15 protein-coding genes are annotated in these 14,817 nt (G+C 75.1%); 11 read left to right on the forward strand and 4 right to left on the reverse strand.

All coding sequences use genetic code 11. The features are described from left to right. Window positions 1-52: 52 nt before the first annotated feature. On the reverse strand, window positions 53-769 hold the full coding sequence (locus BLT72_RS03250) for a DUF2652 domain-containing protein (RefSeq protein ID WP_091410087.1): 717 nt from the start codon (window positions 767-769) through the stop codon (window positions 53-55). 116 nt (window positions 770-885) lie between these two features. Between BLT72_RS03250 and BLT72_RS03255 the strand changes: the two genes are divergently transcribed. From BLT72_RS03255 to BLT72_RS03285, 7 genes are all read left to right on the forward strand, one after another. Next, complete coding sequence (locus BLT72_RS03255; protein ID WP_172826017.1) at window positions 886-2,046, forward strand: PIG-L family deacetylase; 1,161 nt, start codon at window positions 886-888, stop codon at window positions 2,044-2,046. Window positions 2,047-2,072: 26 nt separating this feature from the next. Beyond that, complete coding sequence (locus tag BLT72_RS03260) at window positions 2,073-3,749, forward strand: MFS transporter (RefSeq protein WP_091410091.1); 1,677 nt, start codon at window positions 2,073-2,075, stop codon at window positions 3,747-3,749. 120 nt (window positions 3,750-3,869) lie between these two features. Further along, window positions 3,870-4,391: an RNA polymerase sigma factor gene (locus BLT72_RS03265; RefSeq protein WP_091410093.1), complete on the forward strand. Its 522-nt coding sequence runs from the start codon at window positions 3,870-3,872 to the stop codon at window positions 4,389-4,391. Further along, entirely contained in the window at window positions 4,381-4,995 is a 615-nt protein-coding gene (locus BLT72_RS03270) for a hypothetical protein (RefSeq protein ID WP_091410095.1), read from the forward strand. The genes BLT72_RS03265 and BLT72_RS03270 overlap by 11 nt, the downstream gene beginning before the upstream one ends. Before the next feature lie 244 nt (window positions 4,996-5,239). After that, window positions 5,240-6,412 carry a sialidase family protein gene (locus BLT72_RS03275; protein WP_091410098.1) on the forward strand — a complete coding sequence of 391 codons (1,173 nt, stop codon included), beginning with the start codon at window positions 5,240-5,242 and terminating at the stop codon, window positions 6,410-6,412. 169 nt (window positions 6,413-6,581) lie between these two features. After that, complete coding sequence (locus BLT72_RS03280) at window positions 6,582-7,604, forward strand: LacI family DNA-binding transcriptional regulator (RefSeq protein WP_091410101.1); 1,023 nt, start codon at window positions 6,582-6,584, stop codon at window positions 7,602-7,604. Between the two features lie 7 nt (window positions 7,605-7,611). Next, window positions 7,612-8,322 (forward strand): hypothetical protein, encoded by a 711-nt coding sequence (locus BLT72_RS03285; protein WP_091410104.1) that lies wholly within the window; start codon window positions 7,612-7,614, stop codon window positions 8,320-8,322. An 81-nt stretch (window positions 8,323-8,403) separates the two neighbouring features. Here BLT72_RS03285 and BLT72_RS22050 read toward each other — a convergent pair whose 3' ends face one another. After that, window positions 8,404-8,574: a hypothetical protein gene (locus BLT72_RS22050; RefSeq protein WP_157720277.1), complete on the reverse strand. Its 171-nt coding sequence runs from the start codon at window positions 8,572-8,574 to the stop codon at window positions 8,404-8,406. Window positions 8,575-8,619: 45 nt separating this feature from the next. Next, the gene (locus BLT72_RS03290) at window positions 8,620-9,387 is read right to left on the reverse strand and encodes a GolD/DthD family dehydrogenase (RefSeq protein WP_091410107.1); all 768 of its coding nucleotides are present in this window, start codon (window positions 9,385-9,387) and stop codon (window positions 8,620-8,622) included. Window positions 9,388-9,520: 133 nt separating this feature from the next. Between BLT72_RS03290 and BLT72_RS03295 the strand changes: the two genes are divergently transcribed. The 3 genes from BLT72_RS03295 to BLT72_RS03305 are packed head-to-tail and all read left to right on the forward strand — an operon-like array spanning window position 9,521 to window position 11,283. Continuing rightward, window positions 9,521-10,198, forward strand: coding sequence for a Clp protease N-terminal domain-containing protein (locus BLT72_RS03295; RefSeq protein ID WP_091410110.1), 678 nt, complete (start codon window positions 9,521-9,523; stop codon window positions 10,196-10,198). A 9-nt stretch (window positions 10,199-10,207) separates the two neighbouring features. Continuing rightward, window positions 10,208-10,777: a dihydrofolate reductase family protein gene (locus tag BLT72_RS03300; protein ID WP_091410112.1), complete on the forward strand. Its 570-nt coding sequence runs from the start codon at window positions 10,208-10,210 to the stop codon at window positions 10,775-10,777. Between the two features lie 44 nt (window positions 10,778-10,821). Beyond that, window positions 10,822-11,283 (forward strand): AAA family ATPase, encoded by a 462-nt coding sequence (locus tag BLT72_RS03305; protein WP_091410115.1) that lies wholly within the window; start codon window positions 10,822-10,824, stop codon window positions 11,281-11,283. A 93-nt stretch (window positions 11,284-11,376) separates the two neighbouring features. On the opposite strand, the gene BLT72_RS03310 is transcribed toward BLT72_RS03305, so the two are convergent. After that, on the reverse strand, window positions 11,377-12,975 hold the full coding sequence (locus BLT72_RS03310) for a VCBS repeat-containing protein (protein ID WP_091410118.1): 1,599 nt from the start codon (window positions 12,973-12,975) through the stop codon (window positions 11,377-11,379). A gap of 265 nt (window positions 12,976-13,240) precedes the next feature. Here BLT72_RS03310 and BLT72_RS03315 point away from each other — a divergent pair, with 265 nt between their 5' ends. Beyond that, a complete protein-coding gene (locus BLT72_RS03315; RefSeq protein ID WP_091410120.1) occupies window positions 13,241-14,788 on the forward strand; it encodes an alpha-amylase in 1,548 nt (515 codons plus the stop codon). Window positions 14,789-14,817: the final 29 nt, after the last annotated feature.

A 14,817-nucleotide genomic window follows, 5' to 3' on the forward strand; every position in this document is an offset into this window, starting at 1 on the left:
GCCCTGCTGACGGCCTGCACATCCCGACGGTGCGACGCGGGAGCCGCCAGGATCAGCCCGCCGGGCTCAGCGCCGCCGGACGTCGCCGGGCGAGGATGTGCGGAAGCCCTCGTCCGACCATGGCGAAGGTGCTGCCGATCCGCTGCGGCCACGAGGGGTCGGCCAGCGGGGCGCCCGCCGGCAGGTCCTGGAGGTCCACGACGTGGGCCTGCACGGCGCCGATGCCCTCCAGGTCCAGGCCGACGTCCTGCACGGGCAGCCCGGCCGCGGCGGCGGCGCCCTCGCGGTAGAGCTCGTCGGAGACCAGCAGGTACTCCGGCACGGCGACGGGGTTCTTGAGCAGACGGTGGACCTGGATCACATCCAGCCCGACCAGCTTCTTCCGGCGGCGGATCGTCTGGGTGGCGACCTCGCCGAGGTGGGCGACGAACTTGAGCTTGAGCTCGCTCGTCCTGGTGCAGCTGCCGCACGGGCACATGTTGAGCTCGACGAACCGTCGCTCCTGGTGGAAGGCCCGGTGCAGGGCGACGGCGGCCTCGGTGACGGCCGCCCACACCGCCGGCCCGTCCAGGCCCTCCGCGTCGCGGGAGAGGAAGGCCGCGTCGCCCTCGACCTCGATCAGGTCGAAGCCGTGCGCCGCGTCGACGATCTTGCCGAGCATCCGGGTGGTCGCCGCCTCCGCGTGCCCCAGGACGCTGCGGTGGAACTGCATGTACTCGGTGTAGCCGCCGATGTCGGCGATCAGCAGGAGCGCCCGTCGGGTCGGCATGCCGGCGACGCTAGCAGTGCACGACCGCCCGTGGTAGAACTTCCTCGCTCGTCCGATGGCGGCTCGTGGCCCGCCCCGAACGCTCAGGCTGGGAGAGGGCTGGACGTGATCAGGCCGTGACGCCCCGTCCGCCCTCCCCGGACGGTCTCGCTGCGCTGTGGGGTCCGCTCGAGCCCGGCGAGCGGCCGTTGCGCGTCCTGGGCCTGTTCGCCCACCCCGATGACGAGGTCTTCTGCGTCGGCGGCACCATCGCCCTGGCCGCGGCCGCCGGGGCCGAGACCGCCCTCGTCTCCCTGACCCAGGGCGACGCCGGGCAGATCCGGGACTCCGCGGTCGCCACCCGGCGCACCCTGGGCGCGACCCGGGTCGGTGAGCTGGAGGCGGCGGCCAAGGCCCTGGGCGTCGGCGCGGTGGAGTGCTTCGACCTCGGCGACGGGAACCTGGCCCGGATGCCGTACGCGGACCTGGTCGTCCTGGTGCGGGAGGTCCTTCAGCGGCACGCCCCGGACGTGGTGGTCACCTTCGGCGACGACGGCGGCTTCGGTCACCCCGACCACATGGCGTCCTCGCGAGCCGTGCTCTCGGCGCGCGAGCAGCTGGCCCGCCCGCTCCGGGTGCTGCACGCCCGCTTCCCGGCGCACGACCGCCTGCTGGTGGACCTCTTGGTCGAGTGGCTGACGTCGCGGGAGCGGGAGTCCGTCGGGACGGCCGGGTTCGGCAACGCGCTGCGCCTGTTCGCCGACGGGTCCTCGGTGCTGGGGTTCGCGGCCGACCACCTGCACGTCCAGTGGTTCCCGGCCGGCTCGTTCGTCATCGAGCAGGGGGAGCCGGCCACCGAGCTGTTCTGCATCCTGTCGGGCTCGGTGGACATCGTCGTGGAGGACGCCGACGGCGGGCTGCGCACCGTCGACACGGCCTACGCGGGCGCCTTCGTCGGCCAGGACGGCCTGGCCACCAACCGTCCGCGCAACGCCCACGTCATCGCCCGCGACGACGTCACCTGCTTCGTGCTGTCGCCGCGCGGGCGCGACCTCTCGGCCGGCCGGGGGACCAGCGCCACCGTGGCCGACGACCCGTCCGGGTCCGACCGACCGGGCCCGGCGGCCGACGACCCCGACGGCGAGGACGACGTCGTCGTCGACGTGCACGCGGCCCTCGACCAGAAGATCGCGGCGCTGGTCGCGCACCGCTCCCAGTACGCGCTGGACGCGGAGCTGCTGCCGCGCCAGGTGCTGAGCCCGTTGCTGAGCACCGAGTACTTCACCGTGGTCGGCTAGCCGGAGCAGCGGGCGGGGGCGGGGTGATGGCGGCGACGGCGGGGCTGCGCGGACGGCTGGACGGCACCCGCCAGGCGCTGCGGAACCCCCCGCTCGCCCGCCTGCTGGTGGTCTGGGCGGTCTGGATCACCGCGGACTGGGCGTTGTTGATCACCGTCTCGCTGCTGGCGCTCGACGTCGGCGGCCCGGCCGCCGTGGGCCTGGTGGGCGCCGTGCGCGTGCTCCCCGCGGCGCTGCTGAGCGCTCCCGCCTCGGTGCTGACCGATCGCTGGGTCCGCAGCCGGCTGCTGGCGGTCGTCCTGGCGGGCTCGGGTGCGCTGACCGGGGTGCTCGTCTGGTGCGCCTCCGTCGACGCGGGCCTGCCGGTCCTGCTCGTCGTCGTCGCGGCCGGCTCGGCGATCGGCGCGGCCGTCCGACCCACCCTGCAGGCGATGGTGCCGACGCTGGTCACCTCGCCCGCCGACCTGATCGCCGCCAACGCGGCCTACGCGACCATCGAGGCCGTCGGCACGGTCGTCGGGCCCGGCCTGTGCGCGGCCCTCCTCGGCGCGGTCGGCCCGCCCGGGGTCCTCGGCGTGCTGGCGGTGCTCCTCGGCCTGGCCGCCCTGGTCGCCGCCGCGATCCGCACCCCGTTCCGACCGGTCCGGTCGGCCCGGACGTCGGCCCGGGCGGCCTGGCTGGCGCCGCTCGCCGGCTTCCGCGTGCTCGCGCGGCCGGGGCTGCGGCTCGCGATCTCGCTCTTCCTCGGTCAGACCACCATGCGGGGCCTGCTCAACGTCTTCGTCGTGCTGGTCGCCACGTCGATGGTGGGCGGGTCCGAGTCCCGGGCCGGCAGCCTCTTCATCGCGATGGGGGTCGGCGGGCTGGTCGGCGCCGCCGTCGCCCTGGGGCTGGGCCCGCAGCACGGGAGCCGCTGGATCGCGCTGGGCATCGCCCTGTGGGGGCTGCCCGTCGTCGCCATCGGGCTCTGGCCGGACGCGACCGTCGCCTCGGTCGCGCTCGCCGTCCTGGGGTTCGGCAACGCGCTCCTCGACGTGTCGGGGTACACGCTGGTCAACCGGCTGGTCCCCGACCACCTCGCGGGCCGGGCCTGGGGCGCCTTCAGCGCCCTGGGCGCGGCCGTCGTCGCCCTCGGCTCGCTGGCGGCCCCGCTGCTGGCGGGGCTGGTGGGGCTGACCGGCGCGATGGTGCTGACCGGCGCCGTGCTCGCGCTCGCGCCGGCCGTCACCTGGCGGTGGCTCAGCCGCCTCGACGCCCTGGCGAGCGGTCGGGCCGAGGACGTGGAGCTGCTCCGTCGGGTCCCGCTGTTCGCCGCGCTGTCCCTGGTCGGCGTCGAGCGGCTCGCGCGGGGCGCCCGCACCCGGGATCTGGCGGCGGGCGAGGTCGTGGTCGAGCAGGGCGAGCCCGCCGCGGACTTCTACGTCATCGCCGAAGGGGCGGCCCTCGTCACGCGGGACGGCCGGGAGGTCCGCCAGCTGGGTCCGGCCGAGGCGTTCGGCGAGATCGCCCTGCTGGACCCCGGACCGCGCACGGCCACCGTCACGACCGCGGCACCGACCCGCCTGCTCGTCGTGGACCGGGACGGCTTCGTCGCCGCCGTCACGGGGCACCGGCCGACCGACGACCTCGCCCGGGAGCGGGTGGCCCGGCTGCGCTCCGCCGACGAGGAGCGCTCGACGGGCGAGCCCGACGGGCCCCGGTAGGACGGTGCGACCGCAACCGTGCGGTCTCCGCGGCCCCGACGACGGCCCTGGCGCCGGTGAGGCCGCCTAGGCTGGTCCGGAGGACGCCGAGCGCTGCGTTCCGAGGACGAGGAGCAGCAGGTGGCCGAGCAGGTGAGCGATCTGCCGACGGTCCTGAGGGCCTTCCGCGCGGGCGACGAGCAGGCCCTGGCGGCGACCTACGCACGCTGGTCGCCGCTGGTCCACAGCATCGCCCTGCGGTCGCTGGGCGACGTCGGCGACGCGGAGGCGGTCACCCAGCGGGTCTTCACCCGCGCGTGGACCGCCCGCGACACCGCCGGCACGCCCCGCGTCGTCGGGTTGCCGGCCTGGCTGGTCGGGCTGACCCTCGAGGAGGTCGCGCGCTCCCGGATCTCCCGGGACACCGGGTCGGTCACCGCCGCCGGGTCCGCCGACGTGGCCGACCGGCTGCTGCTGGCGGACGGGGTGTCCCACCTGGACGCCGAGCCCCAGCAGGTGCTCCGGATGGCGTTGTACGGCGAGCTCACCCACACCCAGATCTCCGACCGCCTGGGGCTGTCCTCCGGCACCGTGCGGGCCCACCTGCGGCGCGGCCTCGACACGCTGCGCGAGCGGCTGGAGGTGCAGCCGCATGCATGTTGATCCCGAGCTGCTGGTCCTGCTCGCCCTGGGCGAGGACGTCGGCACCGCCGACGAGCGCCGTCACGCGCAGAGCTGTCCCGCCTGCGCCGACGAGCTCGCGGACCTCCACCGGGTGGCGACCGTCGGCCGTGGCGCGCGGGACGAGACCCGGCTGGTCAGCCCCGGCCCGGACGTCTGGGCCAGGGTCCGCGCCGAGCTGGGCCTCGACCGCGCGCCGGAACCGTCCCTCCCTCCGACCGCGCACGCCAGGCCGGGGCACGACCTGAGGGCGCACGCCCGGCTGACCCCGGTCGAGGCGACCTGGTCCCAGGCGTCGGGCCGGGCGGACCTCGCCACCGACGAGCGCGGCCGGCGCGTCCTCCAGGTCGCCCTGCACGCCGACCTGCCGTCCTCCGGCATCCGCCAGGCCTGGTTGGTCCACCGCCTCGACCCGAGCCGACGCCAGACCCTCGGCATCCTGGACGGGCGCGACGGCCTGTGGACCGTCGACCACTCCATCGACCTGCAGGAGTACGCGATCCTCGACATCTCGCAGCAGGGCACGGGGGAGACCGAGCACTCCGGTCAGACCATCGTCCGCGGCGAGCTCACGCTCGTCGGCTGACCCGCACCGGTCCGAAGGCGCCGCCGGGCGGGCGAGTGCTGAGGAGGTGCGTCCCGGCGCCGGTTCCAGCTGCGCATCTTCAGCACTCGTGGGGTGAGACGCGGTCCGCCCGGGACCTTGGTCCGGGGTCTGATGGGCACGTTCTCGGACCGGAGCCCCCGAGCGCCTCGACGGAGTCCATGTCGCACGGTCGCGGTGGCTACGCTCGGGGTGACCTCGGGGCGGAAACGATGGAAGGCGTCTGATGACCGCGACCACCCGCCCGCTCCTTCGCCGCGCCAGCAGCGCGGTCCTGCTCGTGATGGCCCTGGTGATGACCTCGGCACCGCTGCCGCACGCCGACGCCGCGGCCAAGACCTGCAGCGCCACGCCCTTCCGCACCAACGCGGGCCGGAAGGTGGTCTACCGCATCCCGGCGATGGTGCGGACCCCCCAGGGGACGCTCGTCGCCTTCGCCGAGCGGCGGCGCAGCACCAGCCCCGCCGCGGACATCTCCGACACCGAGGTCGTCACCGTCCGCTCCACCGACCGCGGCTGCCACTGGAGCAAGCCCCGGGTGATCGGCGACGCCGGCAAGGGCACCGTCGGCAACCCGGCCCCGCTGGTCGACACCAGCACCGGCGACGTGCTGCTCGTCACGATCCTCCGGCCGAAGGGCGGCACGACCGGGCACGGCTTCCACCTGCAGCGCAGCACGGACGACGGCCGCACCTTCACCGCCTACGCGAAGGCGAGCAAGGACCTGGCGGGCATCCCGCGCTGGTCCGGCGGGCTGACCGGGCCGGGTCACGCGATCCAGCTGCGCTCCCCCCGGAGCAAGCACCGTGGCCGGCTCGTCGTCCCGATGGGCTACAAGGACGGCAACCGCTACGGCGCCTACGCCGTCGTGAGCGACGACCACGGCAAGACCTGGAAGGTCGGCTACAAGGCGACCGGCGACGACGGCCGGATCGAGGGCACCGTGGCCGAGCTGCCCGACGGCCGGCTCTGGATCAGCTACCGCAACCGCAACGCGAAGGCCCCGGTGGGCACCGGTCGGATCGCCACCTTCTCGAGCGACGGCGGCTCCAGCCTCGACGCCCCCTTCAAGCGGGCCGGGCTGCCGACCGTCTCGGTCCAGGGCAGCGCCCTCGCCCTGACCGGCCCCCACGCCGGCACCCTGCTGTTCTCGTCGCCGTCCCGCAAGGACCCGACCCGGCGGCACGGCATGGCCCTGTTCGTCAGCCGCGGCGCGAGCGCGGGCAAGAGCTGGGGCAGCGGCCGCCCCGTCCAGAAGGACAGCCGGCCCGGCGCCTACTCCGACCTCGTGCAGCTCGACGGCGCCACCGTCGGCATCCTCTACGAGACCGGCCAGACGACGTGGAAGGAGCGCATCGACTTCCGCAGCCTCCGGATCGCGGACGTCCTGAAGCGCTGACCCGTCCGGACCGGCCGGCGGGTCGAGCGCCCGGCAGGGGTCCTCCGGCAACCGGGTCGTGCACCAACGGACCTGGCTGCCCCGGACGTGCCCGGGTAGATTGCCCGGAGCAGATCCGCACTCGGGGGAGGGCTTCTGACGCACGCACGAGCCTCCGGGGGGACCAACCATGAGTCGTAGGGCAACCGCACAGGACGTGGCCGACCTGGCCGGCGTCTCGCGCAGCGCCGTGTCGCTGGTGCTGAACGGGCGGGCGAAGGGGCTCATCTCCGCCGCCAAGCAGGAGGCCGTGCTGGACGCGGCCCGCCGCCTCGAGTACACGCCCAACGCCGTGGCGCAGAGCCTGCGGACGTCCCGCACCCGCATCCTCGGGGTGCTGACCTGGCGCGGGGTGGGCGGGCTGCCGCTGCACCTGATGGCGTCGGCGCTCCAGACGTCGCTGAACAGCGGCTACAAGCTGATCAAGATGTACGCCGAGCCCACGGAGATCGACCAGCGCCGGGCCCTGTCGACGCTGGGCAACCAGCAGGTCGACGGCATGCTGGTCGTCGCCCCCGAGCTGTGCGAGTACGCGGCGGTCGAGGCGCTGTCTGCGTCCCCGGTGGTGCTGCTCAACTGCCAGGACCCCGAGCAGCGGCTCACCAGCGTCGCGCCCGACGAGGAGGGTGCCGGCCGGGGCGCGGTCGAGGCGCTGCTCGACCGCGGCCACCGGGACATCGCCCTGCTCAGCGGTCCGCTGACCCACTTCCAGACGGGGCTCCGGGCGGCGGGCGCCGCCCAGGCCCTCGTGGGGGCCGGGATCGCGCCCCGGCAGGTGGCGGCCGACGACCTCCGGATCGACGAGGGCCTGGCCGCCGCCACCGCCCTGCTCACCGCCGACCGGCCGCCGACCGCCCTGGTCTGCACCAACGAGCGGCTCGCCGTGGGCGTCATGCTGGCGGCGGCGCGGCTGGGCCTGACGGTGCCGGACGACCTCTCCCTCGTCAGCCTGGACGACCGGGAGCAGCTGAGCGCCCAGCTCAGCCCCGAGGTCACCCGGATGGAGCGGCCCGACGACCTGATGGCCACGCACGCCGCCGAGCTGCTGATCGAGTGGTTGGACAGCGGCAGCGCTCCCGAGGCGCAGCACTACTCCTTCGTCTGCCCCCTCGTGGCAGGCGCCTCGGTCGCCGGTCCCCGCCCCCGGGGCTGACGACGACGTGCCCGACCGCAGCCGGCGCGCCGTCGCGGTGGTGCGGAGCGCGGTCGGCACGCGGGCGCGGCGTCGGCTGCTGGCCGTCGTCCTGCTCGTCGGACTGCTGACCGCCGTCGCGGTCGCGACGGCGACGGCTCCGGCCGGGCGGACGTTCGCGGGCCTGACGGCTCCGGTCCAGCTGGTGATGTCGGTGGGGGTGCCCTGCACCGGGGTGCTCCTCGGACGGGACCTCGCCACTCAGGAGGCTCGCCCCCCGGTGCTGCCGAGCCTCCTGGGTGCGGGGCTGGTGGCCGCCGGCGCCGCCCTGGTCGGCGTGCTGGCCACCGCGGGCGTCCTCGGCGTGGTCGGGTCCCGGGCGGCGGACCCGTGGGCCGGCGCGGCCGCCGTGACCCTGGGGAGCGTGCTGGTCCAGGTGCTCGCCCAGCTGGTCGGGACCGGGCTCGGCCTGCTCATCCCGTCGGTGACCCTCGCCTGCCTGTCCACCGTCGTGCTGCCCCTCGGCCTGTGGGCCGTCCTCGGGGCGAGCGACGCGCTGCGCCCGGCCCGGGGCTGGCTGACGCCCTTCGCGACCACCGGTGCCCTGCTGGCCGGCCGGATGACCGCGGTGGCGTGGGCGCGCTGGCTGGTCGTGGTCCTGCTGTGGGGGGTCGGGCTCAACCTGCTCGGGGTGCTCCGGGCGCGCTCCGAGCGGGCCGCGGGGCCCGCAGCCCCCTGAGGCCCCCCGCGAGGTGTCGGCCCTCCGACAGGCTCAGGGCGCGGGCCCTCGGCAGCTCGGGGAGCAGGGGTTCGGACGGGTTCAGGGAGCTGGGGCCTCGGAGCCCGTCTGGTCGTCGGCGTCCTGGGCGTGGATCTGGTCGCTCTCCGCCTCGTCGGACTGCCCCTCGGTGCCGTCCGGTCGGCCCTCGGGCGGGGCCGTCATGGTGGGCTCGGCGTCCTGGTCGTGCTCGTCGGCGCTGTTCTCGGTCATGCCGTGCTCCTACCCGTCCGGCGCCGGCCCACGCAGGGGCGCGGGTCAGCGGATCGTGTAGCCGCCGTCGACCAGCAGGTCGGCGCCGTTCACCATGGCCGCGGCGTCGCTGGCGAGGTAGACCGCGGCGGCGGCGATCTCCTCGGGGAGGGCGAAGCGGCCGACCGGGATGTCGGCCTTCAGCGCCTCGCCCTCGGGGTTGTCCCAGGCCGCGCGCCCGAGGTCGGTGAGCACCACCGTCGGGCTGATGGTGTTGGCCGTGACACCCCGGCCGGCCCACTCCGACGCCAGGACCCTGGTCATCCCGACCAGGCCGAACTTGGAGGCGCAGTAGGCGACGTGGCCCGGCAGCGCCACCGTCGCCGCCTGGGAGGCGATGCTGATCACCGTGCCCCGGCCGCGGGCCAGCATCAGCCGGCCGACGTGCTGGCTGACCAGGAACGCGCCGCGGAGGTTGACCGTCATCGTCCGGTCCCAGGCCTCCATGCCCAGCTCCTCGGCGGGCGCGAGCACCGCCAGGCCCGCGCTGTTGACCAGCACGTCGACCCGCTCGTGCTGGTCGGCGACGGCGCTGACCGCCGCCGTCACCGAGCTCTCCTCGCTGACGTCGCAGGCCAGCGCCGTCGCGGCGGACCCGTCGGACACCTTGCGCCGGGCCGCGTCCAGGTCGCGGTCGAGGACGACGACCGTCGCGCCCTTCGCCGCGAACGCGTCGACGACGGCGGACCCGATGCCCGAGGCCCCGCCGGTGACGACGGCGACCTTCCCCGCCAGCGAGAAGTCGAGCAGGGCGTCGGCACCGGTGTCGTCCACGGGTCGCACCCTCCTCCGACCGGACCGTCACCGCAAGGGACCACGCGGGGGCTTCGGCGGACCTGATCGAGCCCTGAGCCGGGGCGTCAACCTGGGGTTGACGGAGAAGCGGTCGTCAACCTAGGGTTGACGCATGACCACCGCCGCCGTCCGGCTGGACGACCTCATCGCCGCCGTCGCCCACGCCCACCCCGACCCGCTGGAGCGGCTGCAGCAGGCCGTCGCGCTCGGCAGCCACCTCGACGACGTCGCCGACGCCCTGATCGGCCACTTCGTCGACCAGGCCCGCCGCAGCGGCGCCTCCTGGACCGACATCGGTGCCAGCATGGGCGTCTCCAAGCAGGCCGTGCAGAAGCGGTTCACCGCCAAGGCCGGGGGAGCGCCCGACCCCAGCGCCGGCTTCAGCGCCTTCACCGAGGGGGCGCGGCTCGCGGTCGTGGCCTCCCAGGAGGAGGCACGGACGGCCGGCCACGACCGGATCACCGTCGCGCACCTGCTGCTCGGCCTGCTCGCGGACCCGAGCGGCAGCGCGGCGCAGCGCGTCACCGGGCAGGGGCTCGACCTCGACGTCGTCCGGGCCACCGCGCGCAAGACCCTGCCCGAGCCGGCGGCCGCGGTCCCCGCGCTGATCCCGTTCGACGCGCACGCCAAGCGCGCCCTGGAGCAGTCCTTCGGCCGGGCCGAGGAGCTGGGCGCCGCCCGGGTCGGCACCGAGCACGTGCTGCTGGCGGTCGCCGCCGTCGAGGACGGCACGGGCGTGCTGGCCGGGCTCGGCTTCGACCCGGCCGCGGGCCAGGGCGGGACGGCCTAGGGTCACCGGGTGCGCACCCTCACCTACTACGTGGCCGCGACCGTCGACGGCTTCATCGCCGGGCCGGCGGGGGAGTTCGACTTCTTCGGCTTCGAGGGCGACTCCGCCGCCTGGATCATGGCCGAGTACCCCGAGACGCTGCCGGCCCACGCCCGCGGGCCGCTCGGTCTCACCGACACGCCGTCACGGCAGTTCGACACCGTGCTGATGGGCCGGCGCACCTACGAGCCGGGGCTGGCCCTCGGGATCCGGAGCCCCTACCCGCACCTGCGGCAGCTCGTGTTCTCGCGCAGCCTGGACCGGTCGACCGAGGACGTCGAGGTCGTCGCCGAGGACCCGGTCGCGGTGGTGCGGCGGCTCAAGCAGCAGGACGGGGCCGGACTGTGGCTGGCCGGCGGCGGAGAGCTGGCGGGGTGCCTCCGCGACGAGGTCGACGTCCTCCTCGTCAAGCGGAACCCGGTCGTCATCGGGACCGGCGTGCCCCTGTTCGCCGGGCCGTTCCGCCCGGCCGGGCTGACCCCGGCCGGCACCCGCACCTTCGAGACCGGGGTCGTGGTGGAGACCTACCGCCGCTCCTGAACCGCCCAGCGCTCCGGGTCCCGCAGCACCGCTAGGTTGGCCGGGTGCCGCGCGTGCTGCTGACGGGGATGTCCGGGACGGGCAAGAGCACGCTCCGGGCCGAGGTCGAGCGGCGCGGGTGCCGGACGGTCGAGACCGACGACGAGGGCTGGCACCGACCCGACGGCGGCTGGGACGAGAGCCGGATGGCGACCCTGCTGGCCTCCCACGCCGACCTCCTGGTCGTCGGCACGGCCGACAACCAGGGGCGGTTCTACGACCGCTTCGCCCACGTCGTGCTGCTGAGCGCGCCGGCCGAGGTCCTGCTCGCCCGGGTCGCGGCGCGGACCACCAACCCCTACGGGCGGACGCCGGAGCAACGGGCCGCGATCCTCGACCACCTCGAGACCGTGGAGCCGCTGCTGCGCGCGGGGGCGACGCTGGAGCTCGACGGCCGGCGCCCCGCGCCGGAGCTCGCGGACGTCGTCGAGGGCCTGCTGCGCGGTCGCCCGGCCGGACGCGGCTGACGCCGGGCGCGCGAGCCGCGGCACCCCGACCCGCTGACGGGTCCGGGCAGACGAACGGCGCGGCACCCGCAGGTGCCGCGCCGCCCGGGTGGTTCAGCGAGCGGTGACGGCGGACCCGAAGCGGTCCGAGCGCTCGGCGGCGCTCGGCGCACCGGTGATGCTCTGCGTGACCACCTGGTCACCGCTGATGGTGACCCCGTTCGTGGCCCCGCGGAACACCTGGACCGACCCGCCGTCGGGGGCCGCCCCGACGTTCTCGTTCGGCACCCCCACCGCGAGGTCGGCGTAGCCGGAGCCGACGAGGTTGGCCGAGGCCAGGGCCGCGCCGAACTGGTCGCCCTTCTCGGCGGCGGCGTCCGACCCGCGGTTGCTCTGGTGGATCAGCTTGTCGTCCGCGGTGCGCAGCCCCGGCGTCGAGCCCTCGAAGACGGCGACGGCGCCGGCGTCGGTCTGGCCGACGACGTTCTCCAGCGGCACGCCGACGGCGAGGTCGGCCTTGCCGGACCCGGCGAGGTTGGCCGCGGTCACGGAGTAGCCGAACAGGTCGCTCTTCTCGGACACGTCGGCCACGCCCCGGGTGTTCTGGCTGACCAGCTGGTCGCCGGAGGCGCTGACGCCGCCGGTGCCGCCGCGGAGCAGGTGCACGGCCCCCGCGTCGGAGATCGAGCCGACGTTCTCCCGCGGGACGCCGACGGCGAGGTCGGCCTTGCTGTTGCCGGCCAGGTCGGCCACGGCGAGCGACCAGCCGAAGCGGTCGCCCGTCTCGGCCTTGTCGGCCACGTTCTTGGTGTTCTGGCTGATCACCTGGTCACCGGCCGTGCTGAGGGCGCCCCCGGTGCCGCGCAGCACGTGGACCGCGCCCGCGTCGGCGACCCGGCCCACGTTCTCGTAGGGGATCCCGACGACGAGGTCGCGCTTGGTGCTGCCGGAGACGTCGCCCACCGCGAGCGCCTGACCGAAGTGGTCGCCGGTCTCGGCCACGTCGTTCGCGCCGGCGCTGTTCTGGTGCACCAGCTGGTCGTTGGTGGTGGTGACGCCGCTCCGGGAGCCGCGGAGCAGGTGGACGGCACCCGCGTCGCGGATCCGCCCCACGTCCTCCAACGGCACACCGACGGCGAGGTCCGCGATCGTGCTGCCGGCCACGTCGCCGACCGCGACCGCGCCGCCGAAGCGGTCACCGGCCTCGGCCACGTCCAGGGCCCCCGCGCTGTCCTGGGTCAGGAACTGGTTCCGGGTGGGCTGCAGGCCGGTCGAGGAGCCGTAGAAGACCTGGACCGCGCCGGCGTCGACGCGCGTGCCGACGTCCTCGAGCGGGACGCCGACGGCGAGGTCGCCGAAGCCGTCCCCGTTGAGGTCGCCCATGGCGACGGCGGAACCGAAGCGGTCGCCACGCTCGGCGGTGTCGGCCACCCCGTTGACGTTCTGGTGCAGCACCAGGCTGCGGGTGCCGCTGAGGCCCCCGGCGGCACCGTAGAAGACCTGGACGGCCCCGGCGTCGGCGGTGGTGCCGACGTCCTCGAGAGGGACGCCGACGGCGAGGTCGGCGTAGCCGTCGCCGTTGAAGTCGTTGGCGGCCGCGGGTGCCGCGGCAGCGGTCGGGGCGAGCGGACCGGGGGCCACCAGGGCCACCGCCGATCCGAGTCCCAGGCAGGCGAGCGCCGTCGCGCCGACCCTGCGTCGAAGTGCGGACATGGTGTTTCTCCCAGCAGGTCAGCCGGTGCACGCCCGTTCGGGCACCAGTCGCGGCCGACCGTAACAAGGTCTGCCGCCTCGTGGCGAGCGCCCGCCGGTCGGCCCGCCTGGCCGCGGTGACGAGCAGCACATAAGTGCGCGGCGGCGAGCGCTCCGTGCGGGGTCCGCCCCGTTCCCGGTGTCAGCGGCGTCTGCGAAGGTGAGCCACGTCACTCGATCGGTCGGGGGAGTCGACGACGCCTCGACCCGTTGCCCAGGAGGGCCCATGGACTCACCCCGCAGCCGAGGCCGCACCCGGCCGTTCCTCCGCCGGACGGCGGCGCTGGCCGCCGCCGCCCTGGCCGCCTCGCTGGCTCTGGCCGTGCCCACCGCCGACGGCGCGGTCGCGCGCGGCCGCAGCACCCAGGAGCCCGGCGTCACCGTCAGCCTGTGGGAGTGGAACTGGCCGTCGATCGCACGAGAGTGCACGGACGTGCTGGGCCCGGCCGGCTACGACGGCGTCCAGGTCGCGCCGCCGCAGAACTCGCTCAAGCGCACGGCGCTCGGCAACGGCTCCGACACGGTGCTGCACCCGTGGTGGGAGGTCTACCAGGCCGTCAGCTACGACCTCACCAGCCGGATGGGCACCGAGGCGCAGTTCAAGAAGATGGTGAAGGCCTGCCGCAAGGCGGGCGTGAAGGTCTACGTCGACGCGGTCATCAACCACACGACCGGCCAGGGGAGCACCTCCTACGGCGGGGTCGACTACCAGCCCTACACCTACGCGGGGACCTACGACAAGGGCGACTTCCACGCCCCGTCGGGTGAGTGCCCCTCCAGCGACGGCGGCATCCAGGACTTCAACGCCAAGGCGCAGGTGTGGAACTGCAACCTCGTCGGCCTGGAGGACCTGCGCACCGGGACCGACGACGTGCAGGCCGAGCTGGCCGGCTACCTCAACAAGCTGATCCGCTACGGCGTGTCCGGGTTCCGCGTGGACGCGGCCAAGCACATGCCGCAGCGGGACCTCGACGCCATCTACGCCCGACTGAACCGGACGGCGGACGGCGTCAGGCCCTACTGGGTGCTGGAGGTGCTGCCCGGGGGCCCCGGTGTCCTGCGGCCCGAGGCCTACCTGCGCTCCGGCGACGTGCTCGGCGTCGACGGCGCCCGGCAGATGCAGCAGGCGTTCAAGAGCTACACCGGCACCGGGAACGTCGGCAGCCTGTCCTCGCTCGAGGTCTTCGGCCCGGAGGCGGGGCTGACGCCGGGCGCGAAGACCCTCTCCTTCGTGACCAACCACGACAGCGAGCGCAACCGGAACGACTACCTGAGCTCCCAGGACGGCCCCACGTTCATCCTGGCGAACCAGTGGCTGCTGGCGCAGGGCTACGGGTCCCCGCAGGTGTACTCCAGCTTCACCTGGGAGCAGGCCGACGCCTCCCCGCCCGCGCGGCCCGACGGCCGGGTCACCGACACCGTCTGCGGCCAGGGCTGGACGTGCGACCACCGCAACCCGGGCATCGTCGCCATGGTGGGCTGGCACGACTACGTCGGGAAGGCGAAGCGGGCCAACTTCTGGTCCGACGACGCCAACGTCGTCGCGTTCAGCAAGGGCAACCGCGGCTGGGTCGCGCTGAACAACGGCGCGGCCGCGAAGCAGGTCCGCGTGCAGACCGGGCTCCCGGGCGGTCGCTACTGCGACGTGGTGGGTGGCGCTCCGAGCGCGGGTGCCTGCACGGGCACCGTCGTGACCGTCGGCAGCACCGGCTTCGCCACGGTCACCGTGCCGGCCAAGGGTGTCGTCGCGATCACCCGGGCGAGCCGCCGCTGACGGCCCGGGCGAGGGACGGCTCGCCCCGC

Source organism: Friedmanniella luteola, assembly GCF_900105065.1.
Taxonomy (GTDB): domain Bacteria; phylum Actinomycetota; class Actinomycetes; order Propionibacteriales; family Propionibacteriaceae; genus Microlunatus; species Microlunatus luteolus.